Raw genomic sequence first — 26,124 nt, forward strand, 5'->3', positions numbered from 1 at the left:
TCAAATGAGCCAAGAGTTTATGCGCCGCGCATTGGAAGTGTCCAAAAATGCGCTTCCTGAATGTCAACCCAACCCGCCAGTTGGCTGCGTGTTAGTGAAAGACAATCAAATCGTTTCAGAAGGTCATACTCAAGCTATTGGTGGCAACCACGCGGAAGTAGAAGCGCTGAATGCATATCAAGGCTCGTTAGAAGCGGTGACGGCATACGTTACGCTCGAACCGTGTTCGTTTGTAGGTCGCACGCCAGCTTGCGCGGTGACATTAGTAAAATCCGGTATTGGCAAAGTCGTCGTAGCCATGTTGGATCCAGATCCGCGCAACAGTGGTCGAGGTATCGAGATTCTAAAACAAGCCGGTATTGAGGTAGAAATTGGTTTATGCGGCGAGGAAGTCAGCGAGTTTCTTACCCCATATTTAGGCAAATCTTAATGTAAGCTTTGGCTTGCACGGTAGCTGCTCACTTATGAGGTGAATGGAGCACGTTAAAATTGAGTTAAAACTCATTAAAACAGGTCGTACCGCCCATTTCTTGTACTTGGCTACGTTAACTATCATGCTGTTAGATTAAAATAGAGAAAGTGATTTTCGAAAAATTTAATAGCATGAAACCGACCGATCTGAATCTTATCCCCATCTTTATTGCCATTTATGAAGAGGGGAACTTATCTAAAGCGGCTGCACGTCTCAGCATCACGCAGCCCGCAGTCAGCAAAGCGTTGGCACGCCTTCGTGATATTTATGACGAACCTTTATTTCATCGCTGTACCAAGGGGGTAGAACCTACCTCTTTTGCTATGGATATTTACCCTGCGCTGCTTACTTCGGTGCAAAACTTTACTTCAACTCTGACGGCTTCTAGCGAATTTGACCCTAAAGTGTCGAATCGAGTGTTTTCCATTGCTTGTGTCTCTGTTGCAAGTTTTGAGTTGCTCCCTCAAGTTATGAAACAGATCCGTGAGTTGGCACCACATATTGCTTTAGAGGTTCATCCACTCTTTACAGAAGATTTTGAAAGCGATCTGCGTTTGCAACGTTACGACTTGATCATTGATATCGCGCCAAGAGCACGAACAGTTTTAAAAGTTGAAACTGTGCTTACTGAGCGCTTGGTGGTGGTGTCTAGCGAGGAGCACCCACGCTTAAAGGACGAGATTACGGCTGAACAATTTTTTGAAGAAGAACATGTGGTGGTTTCGCAGTGGCAGAGTCGTAAGAGCTTGTTAAACGCCGATGATATTGTCGACTTGGACAAAAGAAAGGTAAAGTATCGAGCTTCTGGCGTATTGGAAATGCTACCTGTTATCTGCGGTAGTGAATATATTGGTTTAATGCCCGAGTCGATGATCAACTTGTTCAACCACACCTATCATGTTAAATCTTTATCTATGCCATTTGATGAACAAACCTATGAGCTCTGTACAATATGGCATCCTAGTCGGACAAACGACAGTGCCCATCAGTGGTTGCGATCACAGATTAAACAAGCAGGGAAAACCATCAACCAATAGGAAGTGCAATGAAGAAGACAATACGTGCCATCCTTAACGGCAAAAAAGCTGGGAACCCAGAGTTAAGAGATGCAATCATGAAAATGAGAGACAAGGGCGTCGATGTGCAAGTGCGGGTGACTTGGGAATCTCAAGACATGCCGCGCTTGGTGAAAGAAGCGGTTGATGAAGGGATTGAACGTATTGTTGTCGCTGGTGGCGATGGGACCGTCAATGAGGCGGCTTCTGCGATTATCCAAATTGAAGAAGAAAAACGTCCTGAGTTAGGCATTATCCCTCTTGGTACCGCAAATGATTTTGCCACCGCGATTCAAGTGCCAGCTTCTATCAAGGCGTCTTTATCTCTCGCCGTAGAAGGGCAGTCTGCTTTGGTCGATTGTGTCAAGGCTAACGATCGCTACTTTATTAACGTGGCAACAGCAGGGTTTGGCGCAGAAGTTACGGCAGAAACGCCTGTTGAACTTAAAAACTTTCTTGGTGGCGGCGCTTATACACTAACTGGTGTTGTAAAAGCGCTCGGCTTTAAACCTTATGACGGAACAATAACAATTGAAGGCGGGGCTTATCAGGGAGAAATGTTGCTTGGCGCTTTCTGCAATGGTCGCTTAGCTGGAGGTGGGCAAGAGTTAGCATCGAAAGCGATGATTAATGATGGCTTGATGGATCTAACATTGGTGCGTCCATTCTTACCTCACGAGCTGCCGAAAGTTATCGAAGAGATCAATAATCCTAGCGAGAAAGGTGAGTTTGTAAAACACACAAGAGCAAGCTGGTTGGAGATAGACTTCCCAAATCCACTACCGCTTAATTTAGATGGTGAGCCATATCATTCGAGAACAATACGGTTTGATGTTCAGCCTAAGAGTATACGATTAGTCTTGCCGCAAGATTGTCCTTGCTTGACCAGCTAAACGAGTAGTTTCCGGCTCATAAACAACACAGCCTCCAATATGTGGCTGTGTTGTTTGTGTTGAGGTGTCAGGCGAATTAAAGCTTTTGAATGGTCTCTACGTCGATCTGCGTGGTTGTCCACTCTGAGTCAACTTCGCCTCGAATCGTCACTTTATCGTTTGGACCAACGTCTAGCCCCATCCAATCTTCATTGTCGATTTCCACTTCGATTTCACCAGTCTCATCTTTGAACAAGTAAGTCTCGTTACCAAGAGATTGAACAATGTGCCCGGTTAACATGACTGCGCTGTCGTCGGTTGCGTTGTGCGCCTCTTTCACCGAATTAATTACGCTTATTTCTGGACCATTAAACGCGGCGAAAGCTGAGCTTGAAAGTAGGGCAAACATGGATGCTAAAATCATTTTTTTCATTATCGTCTCCTTAAATTAGAAGTAATAAGTTGTGCCTACGTTAAAGGATGCCGTGTTTGCGTAGCTGTCTAGTTGATATTTTACGTTTGCACCAATGGTGAACTGCGGGAAAATTCGGTATTCCGCACCCACTGAGAACATTGCGCCTAGCTCGTTGTTTTTCTCTGTGTTGTGGAAAAGCGTGTTGTTCATTTCTACATCATCATTCGCGACAAGCTCATATTCTTGATGTTTAGAAACCTTGGCATCGTATTGTGTGTAAGTTAAACCGGCTTTGAATTTTGTAGTCCACTTATCATTTAATGCATAGCTAAACACTGGAGACAGCGACACTTGCTTGGCTTTGATTGACGCATCCCAATCCATTTCATGATGGTAATCTTTGCCATCAATTTGTTTGATACCAAGGTTCTTTGAACGATTATCATCAAGGTCAAATTGGCTGTAGCCCAACTCTAGCGCCCAGTTGTCATTGAACGCGTAACCGACAAAACCTGAGAAAATACCGTCTTCAAGCTCAGGGTTGAGTGTTACGTTGTCAGTTGAAAAGTGAGGTTCCAAATCATGGTCAGTGGTGCCTAGTCCATATTCGAGACCTACATAAGGAGCCGCAGATACCGAAACTGAGCAGGTAACAAGTAACGCAAGAAGTGTTTTGTTCATTTTATTTTGCCTCTTCAAATCAACTTAGTGAGTAGAAGCGCATTTTGTGTGAAGAAGCGTGAAGCGATCGTGAAGAAACGAAAAAATTTTTAGAAAAAAGAGCAAGGGGCGATAACCGAGGGGCGGTTTGAGTGAACAAACACCAAGCTCTTTATATAGAGTAAGCTAAGTTGCTGCGACGTAACACACCGCAAACGGGACATTAAGGCGAGTAAACTCTTTGATCCAACGCCATTGGTTATCCTGGAGTTTATCGCCAGGGCCTTTCACTTCAATCCACTCGAACTCATTTTCTTTAAAAGCAATGAGATCCGGCATCCCATTACGGTAAAGCTTAAGGTCGCTCAATTGTATTTTGAACAGCGCCATCAGCATATTGGTTGGGATGGTGTTGAGCGCTGTTTCGAGTAGCTCTTTACTTATTAAATTCCAATGTACAAATGGATTACTAATGCCAAACTTCTCATCGTATTTTGTCAATAACGTCTGGGTGTTGCCCGCTTCTAGTTCGGCAAAAGCGGTGTCTATCAAAGCTTGGCGCTTGGTAACAAAATCTGAGTGATATAAATCTAAAGGACGGTGTTGATAAGCGTTAATGAATGCCCCTTCAATAGGAGCAAAAATCGCATCCCAGAATGTAAGCCCCAGTAGCGAGTTGAGCAACGCATTTTCAGCGTAAAACACATTCCAGCCTAAGGACTCAAAATACGCTTTACTGGCAAGCTCGACTCGTTGTTGAGATAAATCCAGTTCAATATGGTATTCGGAGCAGAGTGGCTTCGCTACTCTTGGTACTTTCGCGCCTTGTTTTCGCTTCAACCGTTGCTCAAGTTTTTGTGCGACTTCGAGCTCAGACACATCAATTGGCGACTGCAGCATCTCTGTGACAATGTCACTAAATAAATCATCTTGGTTTAGTTTGTCATAGATACGTGCTCGTCGTTCTCGGCTCGGAGCGAGCTGAGTTTGGCTAAATAGAGATAGGGCGGTCTCTAGCTCATTAATACGCTCATAGTCTCGCGCAATGTCATTCAACATGTGTTCGCGTTTACGATCTACGTAATGGTGATTAACGGGCTGAGGCATTGCCTCAATTAATAAGTCGAGGTTCGCTTTGTCTTTTCGATCAAATTGCCAGTACAGGTTGGCCAGTTGGCTTAGTTCAATTAAGCGGTCTATTTGCTCACGTGAATCAAAGAAACGGCGCACTTTACTCAATTGGTATTGCTCGAACTGATGTAGACCTAAGTCATCAAGCACAAACTGACTTAAGTCTTGATGAGTGTTGGCAAAAAACAGGGTGAGTAATACGTCGATCATGTGAGCTGAATTGAGTTTGATGATCGTAAACTCAAGCTGCTCAAAACGATCAAATTCCGTGTTGCTTAAACGCTCTACAAGGGCATCTTTCTTTAATGACTTCGGTAGCTCTGGGTAAAGTGCAGAGATCTCCGGTTTCGTCAGTAAGTTAGACGCTAACTCTTGATGAGAGAGTGTTGGGGAAAGGGCCACAAACTCATGTTGACTCAATTCTGCCAGTGCTTCATTGATAGAAGGTATTTCTTGATAACTCAGCTTATCACTTCGAAACCAACACCCTTTTCGGCTGTATAAACGCACCAACAGGCATTGGGCGTGTTTGCTCAAGGAATCAAACGAGCAAAGCCAAGCGTGTTCTTCCTCAGCCAGTAAATCGCTGTACCAGGTTACTGCGTGGTGAGTCAGCTTAAAGAAGTTTTCTAGATAGTAGTCTGGTGCAAGTTCGATAGGGCTTTCCATAAACGACCGATAACAAAAAAGGCTTAACCCATAGGTTAAGCCTTTTCGCTATCAAATCAATTCGCAATTATGCGTTTTTTAGCTGCGCTACCTTCGCTTCAGACAGTGGCTTAGTGATGAACGCAAGTACGATACATACTGCCATCATTGCTGAAGAAATAGTGTAAGCCAAGGTGTAGCCTTCGCCGTTCGTCATAGAGAAGCCAACAACTGCTGCGCCGATTGCACCACCGATACCCCATGCAGTGTAAAGCACGCCGTAGTTAGTTCCGTAGTTTTTCAAACCGTAGAACTCGGCCGTTAGAGTAGGGAATACCGCTAGAAGTGTACCGTAACCTACCGCTGCGATCGCAGTGCCAATGATCAGAGTGAACTCAGAGTCGAACGTTGCGAACAACACCATGTTTACGCCTTGTAGGACGAACGCAAGTAGGAGCGTACGAACACCGCCGATTTTATCTGCAAGCATACCCGCAGCAACACGGCCGCCTGAGTTAAATACAGCAAGAATAGACGCTAGGTAAACCGCGTTTGGCAAGTTTGCTTGAACGCTTGCGATGGTCGTGATGTTACCGATGATCATTAGACCAACAGAAGCTGCGAACGCGTACATGATCCATAGAGAGTAGAACTGTGGCGTCTTCAGCATTGCTTTCCAAGTTAGGTCATCTGACTTTTTAACCACTTTAGGTGCTTGACCTTCTTTTACTTTAGGCTCTGCAGGCGTGTAGTCTGCTGGTGGGTTATTGATGGTTGCTGCAAGAGGAACCGCAATCGCTAGGATACCAACACCAAGAACCATAAAGCTCGTTTGAATGCCCATGCTGTCGATCAATGATGATGTTACTGGTGCTAGGTAGATAGCCGCTAGACCGAAACCAGCCGCAATAATGCCGTTAACCATGCCTTTCTTCGAAGCGTGGAACCATTTCATTGCAGAAGGTGATAGGCATGCGTAGCCAAAACCGATACCTGCACCTGTGATCACACCGAAGGTAATGTTCAGCATGAGTGGAGTGTCAACAAAGCCAGATGCGATCATGCCTAGACCTGTAAGAACAGTACCTAGGATAAGGATCATACGCGGACCCATGCGGTCTTGAAGAATACCTGCAACAAGAAGACAGATCGAGAAAGTGATGGTTGCAGTTGCGTAAGGTGCAGAAGCTTCTGCAGCACTCCAGCCTGATTCAGTTACCAGTGCCTTGTTGAATACACTCCAAGCATACAGGATGCCAAGACAAAGGTTGATACAGAACCCTGCTAACAGGATGCGCATAGCTTTATCAATCTTGCTCATTTTTATTCTCAGTTTTTCCTCTTGTTGGCAATGCCGCAAAGAGGGTTGGTTTAAAGATGTTTTTTCTCAAAATTAGTTTGCGTTTTTCAACGATTAACGCAATGAGCGCGGATTATAACCAATAAATATGTGATTGGAATCTCTTTTTGCCGTTACTGATAAAATAATTTGAAACATTAAAAGCGGATGTGAATTCATGGTTTTGTATGTGGTTGGAGTGTTATCAAAAAGTGATGATTTTTGTTGTTAGGAACGAGGGACTAGTCAAAACAGAGAATTCAGTGCGCAGCTGGGTGCACAGCTCACATTTCATATAAAAAATTTCAAAATGTTACCGTGTTAACTCCCTGTAACAAAAATGACTGAAATATCGTCTTGTCGCCGTAAGTATTGGATGTAAAGGGTTTCTTAAATTTAAATTGTTAACCTTTTGTAATAACTAGAGCTGATTAGGTTTTTTGTGCATTAAGTGAACAAAAAAGTCACTTGTAATTGCAGATTATAGGAGCAGAATATAGCGAAAAATGAGATTTCATTTATGAAGGGATGCTTTTTTAGACTTGTTGTGAGGTGACTTATGAAACTGTTCCTATTACTCATGGCTTCGGTATCTGCTGGTGTCGCATCTGCAGACCACATCCATTCATTTATGTTGGGTCTATCTATTGCTTCTCTAGCGGTAGGGAGCTGTTATTTCTTTGCATTCCGTAGCTCGCGCTTTCCACAGCTTGCTTTATTCTTACTAATTTGCGGCATGCTTTCTAAGTTGACGATAACGGTTGTTGGTGTGATGTGGGGAATGTCGGCTGAATTAATTACATCTCCAATCGTATTCGCACTTTCGTATTTATTCTTCTCTCTCGCCGTGACCTACTTATGGTTTAGTTATCGAGAGAGTATCACTAAGATCCCTGATCGATTTAAGTCAGCGTAAATCGTCAAATAAGAAAACATAATGAAAAAACGCCAGCACTTTTGCTGGCGTTTTTGTTTAAAGCTAAGTCAGTTAGCTTGTTGTGTTTGGCTCGGTAGGGTTTGTCCTGTATTGACTGATACTGTTAGTGGCGGCTCTGGAACTTCTAAGAAGCAGGCGATTACCCTATAGAGTTCTCCTTCCGCAACGGTAACCTTTCCATCCGATTCAATCGCTAATCGACACGCTTTTACGAACAAGCGACGACTTTTCGGTTTGAGTTGCAGTAGGAGCTCTAAAGCAGCGCGATTTAGGCCCCAGTTCTTATTTGCGGGTTGTAACTCTGCATCATTAAAGCCCAAACAGGTTAGGGCGCTGCTAAATGCACGTTGAGCGTCTTCCGGTTGAGAGTGACTAACCCAAGCCAATTCGCGCAGTAGCCAAAACACACTCTCTTTTAATTGCTTTAAAGATTGGATCTGTTTTGTACATCCATACGATTCGAGTAGTTGCTTCTCCAATAAGTTGATGACACACCATTCTGCGAGTGAGTAGTGATCATCAGTTTGAGAGAGTTCACGTAGCACCTGGCACAGTCTGTTTTTCTGACCCTCACTCAGCGATTTCAAGGCAGGGATGGAGAGTTCGAGTAATGGAAAGCGTAGATGAAGAGGCAAATCATAATCTAGCCATGGTAATAATTGTGCTTGAGACACATTTGGGATATGACTTTTTATCATCTCTCGCTGGAGTTCACTGCCATCAAATATCAAGGCAAAAGCAATAAAGCGCGCACTGTATGGTTCACGAGCGATGTCGACAAGTTCGGAAGGAAGTTGGTTAAGTAGTTGTTGACCTACTTCGCTGAGTTCTGCGGTGGTTGGTTTCTCAGGTTGTGTCGATGTCCCTGATGTGAATCCACTAACGTTATCATTCTCAAAGCTTGTCGTTGGACGATGCGAACTTTGAGAAAAACTTCCATCCCAACCAGGTTCAATTCGGCGAATCCGTTCTTCTAGTGGAGGGTGAGTAGCAAATAGGCCAGAAAAGCCGGAGAGTTTGCTTTGACCAAACATCATATGGCTCATCTCATCGCTTGCTTTTGTATTCAATGAAGAACCCGCCATATGACTACCAATTTTCTTGAGTGCACCAGCAATGCCTTGATCGTTTCGAGTAAATTGAACGGCACTGGCATCAGCGAGAAATTCACGTTGACGAGAGATTGCGGCTTTGATCATCGAGCCAAACAAGGTGCCAATCCAGCCCAGAACCAAACAGATAATCGCAATCAGCATGATAACCGCAAAGCCTTTATCGGAATCGGAAGAACTTCTTGATACGCGACTCGTATGATGAGTGTTATCTAAGACCAAGTGTCCAAAATGTGCAATGCAAGTGATGCCAAACAGTACGCCGATAAGACGCGTATTCAAACGCATATCTCCGTTTAAGATATGGCTGAATTCATGAGCAATGACACCTTGTAGTTCATCTCGCGTGAAGCTATCCATTGCGCCTTGTGTGACGCCGATGACGGCATCATCAATGCTCATGCCTGCTGCGAAAGCATTGATACCGCGCTCTTCCTGCATCACATAGACGGGAGGAACCGGAATGCCAGATGCAATAGCCATTTCTTCCACAACGTTGAGCAGTTGTCTATGTTTTGCATCTAAGGTGTTTGAGGAAATCAGCTTGCCACCTATGCTCTCAGCAACCCCTCGGCCTCCATTGGAGGTGAGGGCGGATAAGCGAACCATTGAACTTATCGTAACAACCAGCAATACGCCAGCAAAGCACAACAAGACGTAGGTAAGTGCGGTTTCTTGATCAAAGTGTTCGCCTGTTACTCCGTAATAGATACCAATCGATAATACGCTTACCAAACCAGTGATGGTGACAACTGCTAAGGAAAACAGGAACACCAAAAGCCCAGTGCGTTGACGCGCGGTATCTTGATGGTCAAAGAAATTCATTAGAACTCAACCTTTGGGGCTGCTTGTATTTCAGCACTGTCAGAAAACTCTAACAGTTTGCCATCTTGGAATCCGAATGCGTTGGAAAACAACACGGGCGGGAACGTTTGTTTGTATGTGTTGTAGCTGGTTACCGCATCATTAAATGCTTGGCGAGCAAACGCAACTTTGTTTTCAGTGCTGGTTAATTCTTCTTGAAGCTGACTCATGGTTTCATTTGCTTTAAGCTCAGGGTAGGCTTCCACTACAACATTAAGTTTGCCCAACGCACTTTGCAGCATGCCTTCTGCTTGGTTTAGTTGGCTAATTGCCGCATCACTACCAGGCGCGTCACTGGCTGCTTTCAGGCCAGCAATTGCTTGATTACGAGCTTGGATGACAAGTTCAAATGTTTCTTTTTCGTGTTCCATATAGCCTTTTGCAGTATTAACTAAGTTCGGAATCAAATCGTATCGACGTTTTAATTGAACCTCTATTTGAGCGAAGCTGTTTTTGAAACGGTTTTGTAGAGTAACGAGCTTGTTGTAGATACTGACGGCGTACACCACAACGAGCAGGACAATAACGATAAAGACAATAAATGCAGTCATAATAAATCCCATTTTTTAATGTATTCAGTTCTTATATAAACTGTTGAGATATTACGCAAATGCTTCTGAAGAAGCGATGTAATAACCGAGAAATATGTCACGAGTTGAGTAACAATTAAAATGCATTTACAAAGCAATACAGAAAGAATAATGGCACTGGAGAGATGAAAAAAAAGGGCCCAGCTAGAAGCTGGGCCTTGTCGATAAGCAATATTGGCGATGCCGTTAGGCACTCATTGGAACAAGCACCATAGTACCAATTATAACTGTGATAAGACCAGCAAGAACCGGAACAGATGTTCGTTTTACAACCTCAAACGGGCTGATGTTCGCCATACCTGATGTCGCAACGATTACGCCAGACACTGGTGAGATAGTACGACCTAGGTTTGATGCTTGAAGCATCGGGATAATTAGGAACGCTGGGTTTAGTCCCATTTTCGCAGCCAAAGATGGTGCCAACTCTACAAATGCATAGAAAGGCGCGTTACCAGACCCCGTTGCAATTGCTGCTGCAACTGTCAATGCAGTAAGGATAAGCATTAAAGCAACACCGCCTGCACCTGCATTGTCTGCAAGGTGAAGTAGGTTATCGATAGCGCCGATAGACATTAGACCTTGAGCAAAAACCCCCGCTGCAACCAAAAGCATCACAACGCCTTTGAACGCGTCAGCCATGCCAGCGTAACAAGAATCTAAATCTTCCAGTGATTTCTTACCATCAAACTTATTTACAACGTAATGGATCAGAGCGCCAAGGAAAATCGAACCGACCACAATAGTGTAAATGTCTAGGCTAAGTCCTGGAATGGTACGACCGTTGAATAGGAACACGCCGATGATAGGTAGAAATGGCAGTGCCGCATAAAACGCTGGTGCATCGGCTTTGATCTCTGATACGTCAATTTTTTCCATTGGCGTATTTTCTTTCTTATCTAAGTATTTGTTCCAGAAGAAAGCCGCGGCAGCCATCACGATGATTGCGCAAATAGAAACAGGCAACACTGTTTGTACCGCAAACACATCAAGCGCCAAGCCAGATTTTTCGGCGGCGATCACCACATCACCAGAGGTTGGAGAAAGAATGATTGCCGCAGGAGAGGCACAAACTGCAACCGCTGCTGGACGAGAGATCCCCATCGCGACCATCATTGGGAACAATGTCGCCATTAATAGTACGCCAAGGCCAGTTGCAGAACTTACCGCAAGAGACATCAAACACGCCACAATGTAAGCCGCTACCAAAAGGACATAAGGAGACTTGATAACAGAAAGCGGTTTAGAGAACTGTTTCACTACAACGTTATTCGCGCCGATGTGAGTCATATAGGAAGCGAAGCCACATAGCAACATGATTTGCATACCAAGGCCGCCGCCGCGGTATTGTAGCATGTATTTCACGTATTCTAGCGCGTCTGTCACCATGTTACCGGTTGAGGTGATTTTTGAGGGCAGCACGTCATGCCCCAATACGCCAGTCATAAGAAGTAAAGCAATACCAGCCGTCAGTAACACGCCCGCTGCTTTATAGCCTTTGACGATAAAGTAACCCACAGCAATGGTGACAACTAAGCCAATTAAGAGCTCTAACATAGGGATCTCCGAATGTTATGAAAAAAAGAAAGAAACTGTTTCAGTTTATGATAAGGAATTTACAGAATTCTTAACTGTGGCACGAGACAAATATGGGGCTTGCATGATCTGAGACAAATAATAATTTAATAATTAATTTCGTTAGATTGTATTGTTGGAATTTGGTTTTCTAAGTGTTATGTGCTGGTTTGAAGCTGTTTGCAGGAAGGAAAATATGACCAGAAATTTGAATAAATAGTGAGGGAATTGATTCAAAATGAGAAAAAGAAACAACTCAGTGAGTTGGAAGAGGGTAATAATCCTTGCAACAAAAAAGCTTCGCCGAAGCGAAGCTAAATCGTAAGGATGGGTTAAGTTAAGCGTATCGGCGCACCATGAGGTTCCAACTGCGTTGTTGCCGCTCGAACTCCGCTTTGATTTGCTGATACTTTATCTTTGTCACAGAGCACTCGTATTTTTTTACCACACTGGCTGTTTTTGCACCGAGTACTTCCTTGCGCATTTCATAATATTCCTGCATGTGATGAACTAGCGCATCAAACTCGTGTTGTAACTGATCAAGAATCGTTTGCGTATTCGGTTTTGCTCCCAGTTTTTCTTTTGCTTTCTTCAAGAGTTGAGTTACGCGAGCTTTTTCAATTCTAAATGTAGGCGTTGTGCGCAACTTAGATGTGAGTCCAAGCCAAGAACAAGACTTAATCAACCACTTTGTCGGGTCGTAATGCCACCAATACACACCATTACGATAGTCATTCTCGAAGATATGATGGAAATTGTGGTAGCCCTCACCAAATGTGAAAAAGGCTAACACGCCGTTGTCGCGAGCGGTGTTTTTGTCCGTGAAAGTCTGCTTTCCCCAAACATGCGCAAGTGAGTTAATGAAAAAGGTCGTGTGGTGGCTCATAAAGAGTCGAGCGGCACCAACTACTAATAACATACCCCAAATATCGCCGTAGATAATTCCAAGAGCGACCGGAAAGCCAATATTGGTGAGTAGAGCAAGTGGAACATAGTACTTATGTTGCCACATGACGATTTTGTCACGTTTTAAATCGCGGCAGTTGGTGTATTCGTTTTCCTGCGATTTGTTGTAGTCGCGTAACATCCAACCAATATGAGAATACCAAAAGCCACGTTTCGCTGAGTAAGGATCTTTGTCGTTATTGTCGACATGCTTGTGGTGTACACGATGATCAGAAGACCAGTGTAATGCACTATTTTGCAAAGAAAATGCTCCTCCAATCGCAAAAATAGCACGTAAAATTGGATGAGCTTCGTATGTTTTATGGCTCCAGAGTCGGTGATAGCCTGCTGTAATAGAAAGATTCGTAAAACTGAATGCCATCACTCCCCAAACTAGATGCTCCCAACCCAGTCCAAAATGATATGCATACCAAGGCATTACAATAAAAGTCAGAACAAAACTGGAAGAAAATATCAATGTATTCAACCAGATAATGGGTGGTTTGTTTTGAGTCACAGGTGTATTCCTAACTTTGAGCTAACAACTGTTCGCCAGAATATCAGCGTACACGTGTAAGTCAAATTAAAGTTAGACAAATGTGACTGTTCCTTTGGATGTACATTAAGGAACTTGATGGGATATTTTGCTTTTAATTGAATAATGAGTAGTATTAAAAAATGAGCTCTGGCTTAAGGTGTATAAAATCTGCCAAGAAACAAGTGTTATAAAGGTGGAATATGCCGAGACTCTATAAAGAAGCAAAAAATGTAAGAAAATAGGAATACGTAATGGATTTACGATTAGCGGAATATAAGGACTACGAGCGCATTGCGCATCTTCATGCGGATAGTTGGAAGCGTCATTATCGTGGCATTCTTAGTGATAACTATCTTGATAAAGAGGCGATTGACGACAAACTACTGATCTGGCAAACCCGTCTGACCAACCCACCATTCAACCAGCACATTGTCTTGGCGGAAGAGGGTGGTTTGTTGCTCGGCTTCGTTTGTGTGTTTGGCAACCATGACTTCGAGCGTGGAACCTTTATTGACGCACTGCATGTTGATGACAGCTACCGTGGTCGTGGTATTGGCAAACAGCTATTACTTGCTGTCGCAGAATGGCAGCAACAGTACTTTAAAGACACTGGTCTTTATCTAGAAGTCGTATCGCAAAACATTTCTGCAATTGAATTCTACCGCCATATTGGAGGTCAAGAATGTCAAGAGCGAACTTGGCGTGCGCCAGGTGGTACAGAAGTATTGGAGAAGGTATTCCGTTGGAAGAATGCTCAGTCATTAGTTAGTGGGATAGAAGAAAACGTTATTTACTCCTAGTCTGACGTTTTAGCTTAGCAATAAGAGCAGCATCAACGCTGCTCTTTTTTGTGCCTGTCCTAAAGTTTTGTGTTTCAGTGGGCGACTTAAAAGCAAAGCCCCATGGCTTTTAGCTCTGACTCGCATTGCTGAGCATTTTCAAATTGAATGGCTTCCATGCCTACCGCTCGGGCCCCTTCGACGTTGTATGGCATATCATCAAGAAATACCGTTTCCTCGGCCTGAAGCTGATATGTTGAAAGTAGGGCTTGGTAGATCTCAGCTTGTGGCTTTAGTAACTGCACTTCAGAAGAGATGATTGCACCTTCAAACAGCGGCCAGAATTCATAGGTAGCACGAAGATGCTCAACAATTTCGTTGACGTTGTCTGTGAGCGCATAAACGCGATATCCTGCACTTTTTATTCTTTTTAGCAGTTCGACACTGCCGTAAAGTAATATTTGTGTATGTTTTACGTAGTAAAAAAAGCGGTCCATTTCTTCCGCTGTCACTTTGTGCTCACGTTGATAGCACAGTTTGGCTTCCTCTTCGGAAATGATTCCTTTGTTTAAGTCTTTCCAGATTTGTGATGAAAACAGCAACTGGGCCATTTTTTCCGCTTCTACTGAGTGACCAAATGTTAAGCGAACAATCTCTACCGGAGACCAGCGTACTAATACATTTCCCACATCAAAAATTACGTTTTTTATTTGTAAAGGTTCCATAACACACCCCAAGCCAATTGTTCATCACCGCGTTACATCCACAGTGAGTGCTGTCGTTAAATCTTTGGAAGTTCGAGCCAAAGGCGCTGTTTAAATGTCTCGAACGTATATGAGATTAACATCCCTTAGGATACAACGCGATTATCGCAAAATTACACTAAACTATATGCAACTTCATTTATTTGGTTGTAAATCAAGTGTCGCTATCTTAAAAGATTGAAATTAAAGACAAGCGTCGCGAAATATTTGCGCCATTTCGCGCTGCTTATAAGCGTTAAGTAATATATAATTACTTAATAATAAAACGATAAGAATGAATGCAAATCACACTATTGGGACGTCAGGCGGAGTAGGCAAAATAGATAATATGGACTCGATACGTAAGGTTTATCAATATGCAGAACCCAACCTGACTCTCGTTGGTTGGATGGGGTTTCTTGGCTTTCCGCTGTACTACTTTGTTTGGGATTTTGTTTTCCCACAGGCTTATGAAAACTTGCCGCTCAGATTGTTTTGTTCACTATTGTTCTTTGGCATCATTTTTAGAAATCGCCTGTCGTCAACGTGGCGAAAATATATCCATATTTACTACCAAGTGACGATAACGATCTGCTTACCGTTTTTCTTTTTCTATATGTTACTGATGAATGACTGGTCCAATGTTTGGGTCATGTCCTTTATGTCCGCGATTTTCTTGCACATTCTATTGGTTCATGTCACAAGAGTTATGTTCGCTCAAACTTTTGCCGGAATAGGTTTAGCGACGTTCTTTGCTTGGGTGGCGAAAGGGTTTCATCTCGATTTAACAATGGACTGGACGCATGTGCCAATCTTTCTCTTTATTTATGTATTTGGCAATTTATTCTATTTTCGGAACCAAGTGGAGCACGAAGCGAAGGTGTCGCTGGCTAAGTCATTCGGGGCCGGAATTGCGCATGAAATGCGTAACCCTTTAAGTGGCCTTTGCACGTCAATCGATGTTATCCAATCAGTCTTACCCAATAAAAAAGAAGCCGAGAAAGACCAATATCTAATGAGTGGAGAGGATGTCACCCTGCTGCGTGAAGTTAGTGAGGATGCGATGAACATCATCCAGTCGGGCAACGAGACGATAGATTTACTTCTGACATCGATAGACGAAAACCGTGTCTCGCGATCCAGTTTTCAAAAGCATTCTGCTCACTCTGTGGTTGAAAAAGCGATTGAAAGCTTTAGTTATAAGCGTGCGACGGATCGCTTTGCTATATCCCTAGATGCGAGAAGTGAGTTTGATTTTCTTGGTAGCGATACCTTACTCAAATACGTTATGTATAACCTTTTCAAGAACGCCTTCCATCATCGCACGTCTGAAGATTTCCACATACATGTGTCCATGACGAGCACGGAGCACTCAAACCAAATCGTTGTAACCGATAATGGTGCTGGTATTGCTCCTGATGTCCTACGTAATATATTTCAGGACTTTTACACAACTGGTAAGTCAGGCAGCTATGGTTTGGGTTTGCCATTTTGTAAAAAAGTGATGCGTTCTTTTGGAGGTAACATTGAATGCCAGTCTCAGCTAGGTGAGTGGTCTCAGTTCACGTTAACTTTCCCGCCGATCACATCTGATATCGTGACTGAAATTAAAAACGATTTGACCAAACTCAAAACCATCCTAACGGTGACTAATCAAGATATTCTTGTGTCGAAAGTGACGGACATTAGCCGTTTTATGGGTTTTGAATCAACGATCTTAGATGTTAATCAAGTGCTCAAAAAGAAAGAGTATGAGTTCGAATTCGACCTGATTTTTATCGATCTTGAGAGCTTGGATGCAAGAGCAAACCAATTGGATAGATTAGAATCTCTTTTGTCTTTCACGGAAGCTCGTATCGTTTATCTTTTTGAGCATCACCCGACACAGAGAGCATGCAAAGCGGCATATGAGCCTATTTGGGTCGAGACTCAAGCCTGGTTATTGAATACTAAGCCAACCATTGACCGTCTCTTGTATGATTCAAGCTATGTATCGACACCAACGGCCTCAGTGGCTTTGGATACGTCAAATAAGCGGACAATTATGGTCGTGGATGATAACGAATCTTTGCGAAAATTTACCGCGATGTTACTCGAAAAGCAGGGCTTTGAAGTGATTCAGAAAGAAGACGGGCAGCAAGCACTGGATACATTAGAGCAAGAGAACGTTGACCTCATTCTTATGGATATCGAGATGCCCATCATGGATGGTGTAGAAGCTTCAAGGCGAATTCGAAGCTCGGATAAAAACTATGCGTCGGTACCTATTATTGCGCATACTGGGGATAGCTCACCTGTTACGCTGGACAAAATAGGCTCTTCTGGCATGTCTGGCTTTATCGTAAAACCAGCGGATAAAAATCGCTTATTCGACAAAATCGCAAACTGGATTTAATCACTCGCAACTGTGTTATCTCGAGACGAGTTGATCATAACGCGAATACGGATAAAGAGCTCAGCAAAACTGCTGAGCTCTTTATTTTTACCTACACTCTAGCTTATACAAACTCTAGATCGGGATGAACAAACGCTTCTTGGCAGGCGGAAAGAACGTGATCGACTTCGGCGGCAGTCATGTCCGCATTGACAGAAAAACGAATGATGTTCTTGTTTCTTCCTGTTGCAGGGCGACAGAAAACTGCACCAAAGACATTCCTTTCTTCTAGAAAGTCGCGAACTCGCTCAGTGTTTCTTTCGTTGCCACATTCTAGCGCGATAATTTGCGACTCACTGCGAATAGTAAACCCAATACGTTTTAAACCAACGGCTAGAGACTTCGCTCTTTTAAACAAAATCTCCCGCTTGTCATCGGCTTTTTTTATGACGTCCAGTGTTTTTTCTAACCGAATAATTTCTTGCGGTAACACGGTGGAGCTGAAAATGGCAGGATACGCGACAAATGGAAGCGTCTTAGCCAGCTTTTCTGCACCTAAAATTGCGCCAGCACGATAAGCAAATGTCTTTGCAAGACTTACGGTTACAAAATCCACCATATGAGTCAAATCCAGCTCTTGCAGTAGCCCAGCGCCTTGCGTACCGTGCGTACCTAACGAGTGCGATTCATCCACAACTAAGCCGCAGTCAAACTCTTGTGCTATTTCGTAGATATCACGTAGAGGAGCAATGGTTCCGATAGTGCTGTAAACCGAATCCACAACAATAATTCCCGAACCATGGCGTGAAATCTGTTTTCGCAAGTGGTTGGTGTTGTTATGCATGAACGGATGAATTTGTGCTCCTGCGATACGTGCACCTTCCCATAAAGACATATGCGCAAAGAAGTCGATATACACAGGTATGTTCGGTGCACAAATAGTCTGTAATAAACCGACATTCGCAGCCCATCCTGATTGAGAAAGCAGACAGCTAGGCATGCCGACAAAACTGGCTAGTTGAGTTTCAAATGCAGGTTTTGATTCATCATCTTGCAAGAAAATCGCGGACATCACGACGTTGTCATCGTGTTGAGAAATCGCATCACGATGCGCGTTTTGAATCTCCTTGTTATGGGACAGTGCAAGGTAATCATTGCTTTGCATAACAACGGCATTACACGGTGGACGTTTACCAAGAACAAGGTGTTTCTTGTTCTCGTTCGGTTCAATTAGATCTTGAATATGAAAATCTAGGCGTTCCTCAATAAAGGAAGGAAGTGGTTTGCTTTGTATAGTTTCACTCATAATAAATCTCTTCTTCATATGGAAAAACGCCAGCGCTGACACTTATTCATATTGCGGATTTTGGGGAGAGTGTCACTAACCAGGTTGCATAAGTTTGCAGACCCTTGCAAACTCGACATTTGAGGGTTGGATGGTGGCTGTAACTCTATAGGGGCCCGGGGTCTAAACTAGTTTGTGCTTAAAGTTTATACGGCGATTTTGCGGTGTTTTTTTCGTGCTTCATATCTGGATTTTGTATGAGGAATATAAAGTTTGAAAAGTGAAAAAATGGGCGCATTAGATAACAAAAAAGGCGCGAAAATCGCGCCTTAAAATATAATTGGGAAAAGATAATATCAGTTTATCGCTTATTACGTAGATAGCGCTTGCGGCGCTCTTCTTTACGCTTCGCTTTTTCTTCTTCTTTACGAGCGGTTTCAATCTCGACTTCAATCAGCTCTTGAGTGATCATTTCTGGGCGCTCTAGTGTAATTTGGCCTAGTGTGCCTTGGCGAAGTTCGTGCAACAAAATCTCTGATACTTTGTGCAAGTCCACACGTCCACCTGCGCGTAGTGCGCCACGGCGACGACCAATTTCTTCCATGATCTCGATATCTGATTCAGGAAGCTCTTCGATTTGGTAACGCTCTTTAAGCTTGTCTGCATAGTGGGCTGCTAGGTACTCAATGGTGTAAAACGCAACCTCGTCGTATTCCATCGCAGTATCTTTTACAGCGCCAGTAGCAGCTAAACGGAAGCCACTGTGTGGGTTTTCCACTTTAGGCCACAGAATCCCTGGCGTATCGGATAAAACGATGCCATTTTGCAGGTTGATGCGCTGTTGACGACGTGTTACCGCTGGCTGGTTACCTGTCACCGCGATCGTTCGACCAGCTAGAGTATTGATGATTGTCGATTTCCCAACGTTTGGGATGCCCATGATCATGGTACGAATGTTTTTACCGATCTCTTCACGGTGTGGGGCAAGTTTACGGCAAAGCTCCATGATTCGATGCACTTCTTGCGGTTCTGACGTCGTGATTGCCATTGCTTTTACGTGTTGCTCTTGCTCCAAGTGCTCAATCCATAATTGAGTTAACTCAGGATCGGCCAAATCACGCTTGTTCAAGACTTTAACGACCGGCTTGTCACCACGGATTTGAGAAATCAAAGGGTTTTCACTACTGAAAGGAATACGAGCATCCAGTACTTCGATGATCACATCCACTTGTGGGATTGCTTCTTCGATCTCTTTACGTGCTTTGTGCATGTGGCCAGGAAACCACTGGATTGAGTTATTAACCATTTGAATTTAATACCTTAATTTTCTTACTGCTCCAACGGGCGTACGAGTAGTAATTTGAGCTTCGAGCAGCATAGTTTTAGACAGAGTGTGTTAAAACCGTACTTACTTTTGTGGCTCTGTACCGCAAAGTTGAGCGTTTCTTTCGTGTTAATGAGCTAGTTTATCATGGAATGAAGGCGAAGCATTCAAGATGGAGACAAAAAGCCACGGTTTACAAACGAGCAAGCAAACATTTGTTGAGTATGCTCGCCAACGGACTTACAACAAGTATTCACTTTGGTGAGATATTAAGCGCAAATATTGTGTAGTCAAAGGTGGGTTGTTTTGTCGGTTTTTTCTGACTTATTTCAAATTTTTATCTTTATATCAGTAATTTATATTTCATTTCGCTATTAGTCGAAATTTGACTTTTAGCCGACACAAATTAATCTGACTGCCCAGTCCGAGTAAGGCTTTATGCTCAGTACGATAAGTCGTATTACAGCGTTGTCCGTTGCCACATTTTTGCCAGTAGTTTCTTTTTTAACTCATTGATAGTGACAGTTATTGAGAACAGACAAGCAGACTGAGTTTTACATTGAGGCTGAGTAATGCTGGTCGATTTTGATCAGCGAGTGGCAGGATTAATTTAACCAATCGAGCAGGAGATCGAAAATATAGACTATTGGATAGAGATAAATGAATACACAGCTTAATGTGATGGTGATTGATGGTCATCCTCTACAAACCAAGATACTTACCCAAATATTGGGTCATAGTGGCGCTTCAGTCAGTACATTCAATTGTGTGGACACTGCTAGTCAATGTGCACAAGAGCAATATTTTGATGTGATCTTTTGCGATCTCCAGATGCCGGGAAAAGGCGGTATCGACATCTTGGAAGTATTCGACCAAATTCAGTATCACGGGCAAGTCGTGCTAGTCAGTTTGTTGGAGCAGAGCATCATCTCGGCAGTACGAGAAATGTGCGAAGGGTTTAGTTTTGAGATATTAGGAGAACTGCCTAAGCCGTACGACGAAATGCAAGTGGTTAAACTCCTCAACCAAATAAAAGATGAAAGAACGCGAAAAACAGCGTTTGCTCAACCTATCGCACTGCAAGACCAAGAGTTTTTATTTGCTTTGGGTGAAGGGCGAGTGAAGAATTATTACCAACCTTTGGTAGACGCACACAGTGGTGAGCTTTTAGGTTATGAAGCGTTAGCGCGTTGGGTGCATCCTATTTATGGCGTGTTGTTACCAAACCACTTTCTTCCGATCGTAAAACGATGCCATTTGTCTTCTGAACTTTTTCAATCAGTGCTGATTAATACAATCTATGACATCAACAATAGGGGATTAACCCAAAAGGTCTCGATTAATGTCGACCACGAAAACTTGAACGACCCTGACTTCTCGCATCGTTTTATTCAACAATGCTCGGAAAGTGGTGTCGACCCGTCACAAATCACCATTGAGATTACAGAGCGGGAAGCTTTCCAAGCTAGCACGTCTATCTACAAAAACCTCATCAAACTCAGAATGAAAGGTGTCACGGTATCAATTGATGATTTTGGTACGGGCTCATCTACATTTGAAAAGTTGGCAAAGTTACCTTTTAACGAGATCAAACTTGACCGCGTTTTTGTCTACGGAGCGAGTGAAGACCTGAAAAAGAAAAGCATTGTCATCGCTATTTGTGCTTTAGCGAAAAGCCTCAATATTCGTATTGTCGCAGAAGGTGTCGAAGACGAAGTAACCTATAAAACCATGCGCGAATGTGGAATAGACATCTGCCAAGGCTTTTACATTGATAAGCCCATGCCGTTAGAGGTAATCACTATTTTGAAGTAAAAATATGAAAAAATTGAACTGTTTGATCTTTGATGATCAAATGCTTATCTGTGTGGCTATCAGTGATAAAACCGTGAGTACCAAGAAACGTTGATTTCTAGACAAGCTTAATGTGAATGATGTTATTGAACTTGCAAAAGTAGTGGGAACATAAAGTGTTATGAATGTAAGAAGTTTTGTTTCTTCTTTTGCGGTTGCGATGTTGTTATTTATTGTATCGGTGACCATGATTGGTGCTGTACTCATCTCTTATGAGGAGAAGCAATTTAATACGTACGCTAACAATTTAGCAAAAACAAAGCAGAAGGTCATTCTGCTAGGCTTGTTGACCGAAGCTCAATTGGCGCAGTATGAAAACTTCAGTATCGAACAAATAGAAGTACTGACTGACTTCAGTTTTCAAGATGCAATTTATGCTTTAAAGCCGTATAAAAACCTAGATTATGTGGAAACTGTTGCTCGTAAAGCACTACACCAAGCAGAAGCTCATTTGTCCAATGTCTACGATAGAGAAGACGCCATATTGTACTTTCGTTCTTACACTAGTGACAAACTCATCTTAGAACGACCAATCCCAGCTCTAGAGGGATCTAAAGAGACGTTTGATATAGAATGGTGCAGAGTGAATTACGCTTGTATTCTTGCCGCGTGGAAAGAGCAGCTCTCCGACCGAGTTCTTATCTCTAAGCCCTTCAAAACCACGTATTCAGATGAGATGGCATTAAGTATCATGAGTCCCGTCTACTATAGAGGGAAGCTTGTCGGCGAATTTTCGGAACAACTGTATTTATCATCGCTTTATAATGAAGGCAAAGCCGTTGACGTAGAGGTTAGTAACGGAAATAAGCAGATAATTATTTACTTTCCGAGCTACCCCTTAGCTCATTTTGCTTATACTCAATCCTATGTTGCCGACAATAATAATCTTGTTATTTACCAATATCCGTTTAGTAAAATAGTGGTGGACTACAGCTTTATTCTTGTCATCTATTCTGTCGTTGCGTTCGCCTATTATCGAAAAGCCAATGAATCTAAACAGAGCAAAATTCAATTAGAAAATGCTCTGAGTGATGTAACGCAAGATGACTTAACCGGATTATTAAATCGGCGAGTATTTAAAGAAGAGCGGTTTAAACATCGGATGGAGGTTGAACCATACTCTATCATTGCGATTGATGGAAATCGTATCAAGAAGATTAATGATCGTTACGGACACCATGTTGGCGATGAAGTCATTGTTATTATTGCAGACTCAATGAGAAAGGTTTTTCGGAACAGTGACTACTTAGTCAGGACTGGTGGTGATGAGTTTATTGTCATTTTGCCCGGATGCAGCATGAGCAAAGCTTCCATGTTAGCGAAAAAGCTCCGTGGCGTTGTTAAACACAATCGTTTAAGTACATTAGATATAGAGATCAGCGTTAGTACTGGTGTTGCTGCGCGCGAAGAGGATGAAACGCTGCAAGAGGTGATCGTGAGAGCAGATGAAGAATTATATGAAATGAAAAAACAGCGTGTTTGAGGACAACAATACATAACCATGACATAACTGTTTGATAAATTTGACCAAGCAGTACCCTTGGTCTTTTATATTAGTCGAGCAATGCATAATGCTCCTTTGATTGCTGATTAGCATAAGACCCAACTGGTACTGTATCGTGAACAAAGACCTTGATCTAAACCTATTAAAAATACTGGTTCTGTTAGAAAAGCATCGTCAGCTTAAACCCGTAGCGAAAGCCTTGGGTAAGAGTGAGGCGTCGGTCAGTAAATATCTTGCTCGCTTACGCATCCAACTTGGTGATGAACTATTCATTCGTCACCCACATCATTTAGAACCCACCAACTTTCTGATGCGTCAGCTACCCAAAATTGCAGATGCATTAGATAACTTAGAAACATGCTTAGTTCGATCAGAATTCAAACCAGAAAAATACAGTAAGGATATAACGGTCTGCTTACCCCAAACGGCTCAGTACTCATTTGGACACTTGTTGGCGATGGATTTAATGACGCTGTTTCCTAAAGCTCATATTACTGTCGCAACCATCACGGAATATACGGTGGACGAAATCCTTTTAGGCAAAGTGGATGCTCAGCTTCATTACTTCAATGATGAATTGCCAAAATCTATCCATCAGAAATTTATTGGTTACGCGCCTGCTGTGGTTGTTGTTCCGGAAGAGCTTGGGATCACCACTCTTGAAGAGGCTGCCAAACTGCCATTTATTATGCTTGAAATTATCGGTTGGAAAGAGAAAGAGCAGCTTGCAAAACGAGCAATGGAGAATCACGGTATGGTGATCAATCGAATTGCAGCGCTAGATAACGTGAGCAGTGTGCTAAAGCTGCTCAAACAAAAAAAGGCGGCGACGGTTTTTCTGGAGTATCAGGCGCCAATCGAAGGATACCGTTTTATTCGTATTCCTGAATCTTATTACCCCAATGGCTGGCCAAAGGTTGTACTTCAGATGAAGCAAAGCCATCGTCACGACGCAATGCACCAGATATTAACCGATGCCATTGCAAAATATATGAAGAACTAACGATCGCATTGAATGTTTTCAGCGCTTGGGATCGTATGCAGTAATTCAATCAATGAATCTGCATGGTATTTTTTCAAAATACGAGTTTTGTAAGTGCTGATGGTTTTAGCGCTGAGCGATAGTTGTTCTGAAATACGTTTATTTGAATAGCCCTGAGCTAAGTAGTGGAACACCATGGCTTCGCGATTGGATAGCGTGACATCACCAGTAGAAGGAGCGTGAGTAGACTTAAACATAGAGTACCCACGTGAGACACTCACAATCGCGTCAGTAATCGCTTCTTTTGTCTCGTTTTTATTTAAGAAACCATGAGCTCCCATCTCGTAAGCCGCTTTAGAAAGGCTGGAATAGTCGCGTGAAGAAATGAAAAGTAATTTACCTTGATAGCCCGTTGCTAAAATATTCTTCGCCAAACGCATACCATCTCGATCACCAAGGACAACGTCTAGAATAATAAAATCAATTTTTGTATTTCGAACTAAGTCCATTACTTCTGCGCTGTCTTTCGACTGAATGACTTCGGCTGTGTTGATTACGCTCTCAACAAGAGAAGTCAGTGCTTCGCTGTAAAGTGGTTGGTCATCAATGATAAGAACATTATTCAAATGGAGCCTCACTACTATCCGAGCTGTCATACCGCCCAACGCAATATGATTGTATTAAGAGGGATTGTAGGAAAAACCTTGCTGGTGGAAAGTAAAATGACATTTTCTATAATTGAAATTCACTGAGCACAATTGAATAAGATACTGTCGAATACGCCAATACACGAGGGATTTCATATGTGTGGGAATAGTGATAGGCCAACGAAAAACATCAATATTAACCCTAAACTTTTTATCGAAATGGCCGCTAAAAGTGGGAAGGTAAGCTCGCACTAAGTTAACTCATGTTATCCTGTTCAAAAATGAGACATTTTTTCACAGTTTGATATGGAAATGTGCGTTGGCCGTCCTTTTGGTGGTTTACAAACTTTGTTGTAACGACTAAAAAGGATGCTTGGATTTTTAGCCTGAGAATGGCTTCTCATGGCGTTTGCATCAAACTTTTTCTGATGCGTATTTTGGTTGGATAATTGGCTTTATGAGTAACGTAACCAGCACCATTTTGACAGAAAGTGGTACCAATGAGCTTGAAATCATCGAGTTTCATTTAGAAAAAACATTGCCGGATGGCAGCACAAAAACTTGTTATTACGGCATCAACGTTGCGAAAGTACGAGAAGTGATTCGCGTACCAGAGACAACCGATTATCCAAACGCACAACCTCACATGATCGGGGTGTTTTCGTCCAGAGATGTATTGACGCCTTTAGTAGATTTAGCTGGTTGGTTAGGTGTACCAACACGCCAGGACCTAGAGCGTAAGTTTGTTATCGTTACTGATTTCAACAAAATGACCAATGGCTTTCTGATTGATAGTATTTCACGTATTCATCGTATCTCTTGGAATGATGTGGAATCACCAAGTCAGTTTTTGGAAGCGGGCGAACAAGATTGTGTAGTGGCCGTTGTTCGCAAAGAAGGCAACCTGATCATGATTCTCGACTTTGAAAAAATCATCGCGGATATTAACCCAGAGCTGAGTATGGAAAAATACGATGTGAAAGGGGATAAGTCGGTAGATCTAAACCAGAGAATGGTGGGTAAGCGTAATGCTAAAACGATCATGGTGGTGGATGACTCAGCATTTATTCGCTCTTTGATTCAAGATACATTAGCTTCTTCAGGTTACAATGTGATCACTTGTAAAGACGGTGGTGAGGCTCATGAGAAATTAATGAGCTTAATCGAGGTCGCGAAAGAAGAAAACTTGCCAGTTAAAGAGCTGCTAGATGCGGTGGTTACGGACGTAGAAATGCCTCGAATGGATGGTATGCACTTAGTGAAGAGACTACGCGATACTGAAGCGTTTCATGAAATGCCGATCATTATGTTCTCATCATTGATGAGTGAGGATAACCGAGCGAAAGCACTGTCTCTTGGCGCAAATGATACGATTACCAAGCCAGAGATTGGCCGTATGGTGAATATGATGGATAAATACGTGTTTAACTTTGCGTAAACAAACCCGATAAGATTGAAAATAAGGCTGCCGATGGGCAGCCT

The 26,124-nt window shown here is 42.8% G+C and carries 22 protein-coding genes; 10 read left to right on the top strand and 12 right to left on the bottom strand.

Annotated features, from left to right (window positions below; translation table 11 throughout):
• Nucleotides 1-4: 4 nt before the first annotated feature.
• From MSG33_RS02740 to yegS, 3 genes are all read left to right on the top strand, one after another.
• The gene (locus MSG33_RS02740; protein WP_053806013.1) at nt 5-430 is read left to right on the top strand and encodes a bifunctional diaminohydroxyphosphoribosylaminopyrimidine deaminase/5-amino-6-(5-phosphoribosylamino)uracil reductase RibD; all 426 of its coding nucleotides are present in this window, start codon (nt 5-7) and stop codon (nt 428-430) included.
• Nucleotides 431-603: 173 nt separating this feature from the next.
• On the top strand, nt 604-1,509 hold the full coding sequence (locus MSG33_RS02745) for a LysR family transcriptional regulator (protein WP_167394213.1): 906 nt from the start codon (nt 604-606) through the stop codon (nt 1,507-1,509).
• Between the two features lie 8 nt (nt 1,510-1,517).
• The gene (gene yegS / locus MSG33_RS02750; protein ID WP_248379759.1) at nt 1,518-2,420 is read left to right on the top strand and encodes a lipid kinase YegS; all 903 of its coding nucleotides are present in this window, start codon (nt 1,518-1,520) and stop codon (nt 2,418-2,420) included.
• Between the two features lie 76 nt (nt 2,421-2,496).
• On the opposite strand, the gene MSG33_RS02755 is transcribed toward yegS, so the two are convergent.
• The 4 genes from MSG33_RS02755 to MSG33_RS02770 form a co-directional block, all read right to left on the bottom strand.
• Nucleotides 2,497-2,832 carry a NirD/YgiW/YdeI family stress tolerance protein gene (locus MSG33_RS02755; RefSeq protein WP_104973619.1) on the bottom strand — a complete coding sequence of 112 codons (336 nt, stop codon included), beginning with the start codon at nt 2,830-2,832 and terminating at the stop codon, nt 2,497-2,499.
• Nucleotides 2,833-2,847: 15 nt separating this feature from the next.
• Complete coding sequence (locus tag MSG33_RS02760) at nt 2,848-3,495, bottom strand: AcfA family outer membrane beta-barrel protein (protein WP_248379761.1); 648 nt, start codon at nt 3,493-3,495, stop codon at nt 2,848-2,850.
• A 165-nt stretch (nt 3,496-3,660) separates the two neighbouring features.
• Nucleotides 3,661-5,274, bottom strand: a complete 1,614-nt coding sequence (locus MSG33_RS02765) for a VRR-NUC domain-containing protein (protein ID WP_248379763.1) — start codon at nt 5,272-5,274, stop codon at nt 3,661-3,663.
• 67 nt (nt 5,275-5,341) lie between these two features.
• On the bottom strand, nt 5,342-6,574 hold the full coding sequence (locus MSG33_RS02770; protein WP_248379765.1) for an OFA family MFS transporter: 1,233 nt from the start codon (nt 6,572-6,574) through the stop codon (nt 5,342-5,344).
• Between the two features lie 577 nt (nt 6,575-7,151).
• On the opposite strand from MSG33_RS02770, the gene MSG33_RS02775 reads away from it, so the two are divergent.
• Entirely contained in the window at nt 7,152-7,508 is a 357-nt protein-coding gene (locus MSG33_RS02775) for a hypothetical protein (RefSeq protein WP_005398137.1), read from the top strand.
• Nucleotides 7,509-7,576: 68 nt separating this feature from the next.
• Here the strand turns inward: MSG33_RS02775 and MSG33_RS02780 are convergent, their stop codons facing one another.
• The 4 genes from MSG33_RS02780 to MSG33_RS02795 form a co-directional block, all read right to left on the bottom strand.
• Nucleotides 7,577-9,466, bottom strand: a complete 1,890-nt coding sequence (locus tag MSG33_RS02780; protein ID WP_248379767.1) for a M48 family metallopeptidase — start codon at nt 9,464-9,466, stop codon at nt 7,577-7,579.
• The gene (locus MSG33_RS02785) at nt 9,466-10,056 is read right to left on the bottom strand and encodes a LemA family protein (RefSeq protein ID WP_248379769.1); all 591 of its coding nucleotides are present in this window, start codon (nt 10,054-10,056) and stop codon (nt 9,466-9,468) included. The genes MSG33_RS02780 and MSG33_RS02785 overlap by 1 nt, the downstream gene beginning before the upstream one ends.
• Nucleotides 10,057-10,281: 225 nt before the next feature.
• Nucleotides 10,282-11,649 carry an anaerobic C4-dicarboxylate transporter DcuC gene (dcuC, locus tag MSG33_RS02790; protein WP_005398199.1) on the bottom strand — a complete coding sequence of 456 codons (1,368 nt, stop codon included), beginning with the start codon at nt 11,647-11,649 and terminating at the stop codon, nt 10,282-10,284.
• A gap of 355 nt (nt 11,650-12,004) precedes the next feature.
• Nucleotides 12,005-13,129 carry a fatty acid desaturase gene (locus MSG33_RS02795; RefSeq protein WP_248379771.1) on the bottom strand — a complete coding sequence of 375 codons (1,125 nt, stop codon included), beginning with the start codon at nt 13,127-13,129 and terminating at the stop codon, nt 12,005-12,007.
• 272 nt (nt 13,130-13,401) lie between these two features.
• Here MSG33_RS02795 and MSG33_RS02800 point away from each other — a divergent pair, with 272 nt between their 5' ends.
• Entirely contained in the window at nt 13,402-13,950 is a 549-nt protein-coding gene (locus MSG33_RS02800) for a GNAT family N-acetyltransferase (protein WP_005398196.1), read from the top strand.
• Between the two features lie 86 nt (nt 13,951-14,036).
• On the opposite strand, the gene MSG33_RS02805 is transcribed toward MSG33_RS02800, so the two are convergent.
• Nucleotides 14,037-14,654 carry an HAD family phosphatase gene (locus tag MSG33_RS02805; protein ID WP_074190595.1) on the bottom strand — a complete coding sequence of 206 codons (618 nt, stop codon included), beginning with the start codon at nt 14,652-14,654 and terminating at the stop codon, nt 14,037-14,039.
• Between the two features lie 367 nt (nt 14,655-15,021).
• Here MSG33_RS02805 and MSG33_RS02810 point away from each other — a divergent pair, with 367 nt between their 5' ends.
• Entirely contained in the window at nt 15,022-17,067 is a 2,046-nt protein-coding gene (locus MSG33_RS02810) for a hybrid sensor histidine kinase/response regulator (RefSeq protein ID WP_248379773.1), read from the top strand.
• 103 nt (nt 17,068-17,170) lie between these two features.
• Here the strand turns inward: MSG33_RS02810 and cqsA are convergent, their stop codons facing one another.
• Nucleotides 17,171-18,352 (bottom strand): alpha-hydroxyketone-type quorum-sensing autoinducer synthase, encoded by a 1,182-nt coding sequence (gene cqsA, locus MSG33_RS02815; protein WP_161444694.1) that lies wholly within the window; start codon nt 18,350-18,352, stop codon nt 17,171-17,173.
• 340 nt (nt 18,353-18,692) lie between these two features.
• Nucleotides 18,693-19,637, bottom strand: coding sequence for a ribosome biogenesis GTPase YlqF (ylqF, locus tag MSG33_RS02820; protein ID WP_005376521.1), 945 nt, complete (start codon nt 19,635-19,637; stop codon nt 18,693-18,695).
• Nucleotides 19,638-20,315: 678 nt separating this feature from the next.
• On the opposite strand from ylqF, the gene MSG33_RS02825 reads away from it, so the two are divergent.
• The 3 genes from MSG33_RS02825 to MSG33_RS02835 all read left to right on the top strand — a co-directional run bounded on the left by MSG33_RS02825 (nt 20,316) and on the right by MSG33_RS02835 (nt 24,016).
• Complete coding sequence (locus MSG33_RS02825) at nt 20,316-21,470, top strand: EAL domain-containing response regulator (protein WP_104973628.1); 1,155 nt, start codon at nt 20,316-20,318, stop codon at nt 21,468-21,470.
• Between the two features lie 160 nt (nt 21,471-21,630).
• A complete protein-coding gene (locus tag MSG33_RS02830; protein ID WP_248379775.1) occupies nt 21,631-22,992 on the top strand; it encodes a GGDEF domain-containing protein in 1,362 nt (453 codons plus the stop codon).
• A 136-nt stretch (nt 22,993-23,128) separates the two neighbouring features.
• A complete protein-coding gene (locus MSG33_RS02835; RefSeq protein ID WP_005395258.1) occupies nt 23,129-24,016 on the top strand; it encodes a LysR family transcriptional regulator in 888 nt (295 codons plus the stop codon).
• Here MSG33_RS02835 and MSG33_RS02840 read toward each other — a convergent pair.
• Nucleotides 24,013-24,621, bottom strand: coding sequence for a response regulator transcription factor (locus MSG33_RS02840; RefSeq protein WP_053808489.1), 609 nt, complete (start codon nt 24,619-24,621; stop codon nt 24,013-24,015). The two genes, MSG33_RS02835 and MSG33_RS02840, sit on opposite strands and share 4 nt — an antisense overlap.
• Nucleotides 24,622-25,099: 478 nt before the next feature.
• On the opposite strand from MSG33_RS02840, the gene MSG33_RS02845 reads away from it, so the two are divergent.
• The gene (locus MSG33_RS02845; protein WP_025998672.1) at nt 25,100-26,080 is read left to right on the top strand and encodes a chemotaxis protein; all 981 of its coding nucleotides are present in this window, start codon (nt 25,100-25,102) and stop codon (nt 26,078-26,080) included.
• Nucleotides 26,081-26,124: the final 44 nt, after the last annotated feature.

The organism is Vibrio sp. 1CM7H (assembly GCF_023161645.1).
Classification (GTDB): Bacteria; Pseudomonadota; Gammaproteobacteria; order Enterobacterales; family Vibrionaceae; genus Vibrio; species Vibrio diabolicus.

Bases quoted from the DNA above. Each gene is read 5' to 3' on its own strand.
- MSG33_RS02740 (WP_053806013.1), top strand. From the start codon at position 5: ATGAGCCAAGAGTTTATGCGCCGCGCATTGGAAGTGTCCAAAAATGCG.
- MSG33_RS02745 (WP_167394213.1), top strand. From the start codon at position 604: ATGAAACCGACCGATCTGAATCTTATCCCCATCTTTATTGCCATTTAT.
- yegS (WP_248379759.1), top strand. From the start codon at position 1,518: ATGAAGAAGACAATACGTGCCATCCTTAACGGCAAAAAAGCTGGGAAC.
- MSG33_RS02755 (WP_104973619.1), bottom strand. From the start codon at position 2,832: ATGAAAAAAATGATTTTAGCATCCATGTTTGCCCTACTTTCAAGCTCA.
- MSG33_RS02760 (WP_248379761.1), bottom strand. From the start codon at position 3,495: ATGAACAAAACACTTCTTGCGTTACTTGTTACCTGCTCAGTTTCGGTA.
- MSG33_RS02765 (WP_248379763.1), bottom strand. From the start codon at position 5,274: ATGGAAAGCCCTATCGAACTTGCACCAGACTACTATCTAGAAAACTTC.
- MSG33_RS02770 (WP_248379765.1), bottom strand. From the start codon at position 6,574: ATGAGCAAGATTGATAAAGCTATGCGCATCCTGTTAGCAGGGTTCTGT.
- MSG33_RS02775 (WP_005398137.1), top strand. From the start codon at position 7,152: ATGAAACTGTTCCTATTACTCATGGCTTCGGTATCTGCTGGTGTCGCA.
- MSG33_RS02780 (WP_248379767.1), bottom strand. From the start codon at position 9,466: ATGAATTTCTTTGACCATCAAGATACCGCGCGTCAACGCACTGGGCTT.
- MSG33_RS02785 (WP_248379769.1), bottom strand. From the start codon at position 10,056: ATGACTGCATTTATTGTCTTTATCGTTATTGTCCTGCTCGTTGTGGTG.
- dcuC (WP_005398199.1), bottom strand. From the start codon at position 11,649: ATGTTAGAGCTCTTAATTGGCTTAGTTGTCACCATTGCTGTGGGTTAC.
- MSG33_RS02800 (WP_005398196.1), top strand. From the start codon at position 13,402: ATGGATTTACGATTAGCGGAATATAAGGACTACGAGCGCATTGCGCAT.
- MSG33_RS02805 (WP_074190595.1), bottom strand. From the start codon at position 14,654: ATGGAACCTTTACAAATAAAAAACGTAATTTTTGATGTGGGAAATGTA.
- MSG33_RS02810 (WP_248379773.1), top strand. From the start codon at position 15,022: ATGGACTCGATACGTAAGGTTTATCAATATGCAGAACCCAACCTGACT.
- cqsA (WP_161444694.1), bottom strand. From the start codon at position 18,352: ATGAGTGAAACTATACAAAGCAAACCACTTCCTTCCTTTATTGAGGAA.
- ylqF (WP_005376521.1), bottom strand. From the start codon at position 19,637: ATGGTTAATAACTCAATCCAGTGGTTTCCTGGCCACATGCACAAAGCA.
- MSG33_RS02825 (WP_104973628.1), top strand. From the start codon at position 20,316: ATGAATACACAGCTTAATGTGATGGTGATTGATGGTCATCCTCTACAA.
- MSG33_RS02830 (WP_248379775.1), top strand. From the start codon at position 21,631: ATGAATGTAAGAAGTTTTGTTTCTTCTTTTGCGGTTGCGATGTTGTTA.
- MSG33_RS02845 (WP_025998672.1), top strand. From the start codon at position 25,100: ATGAGTAACGTAACCAGCACCATTTTGACAGAAAGTGGTACCAATGAG.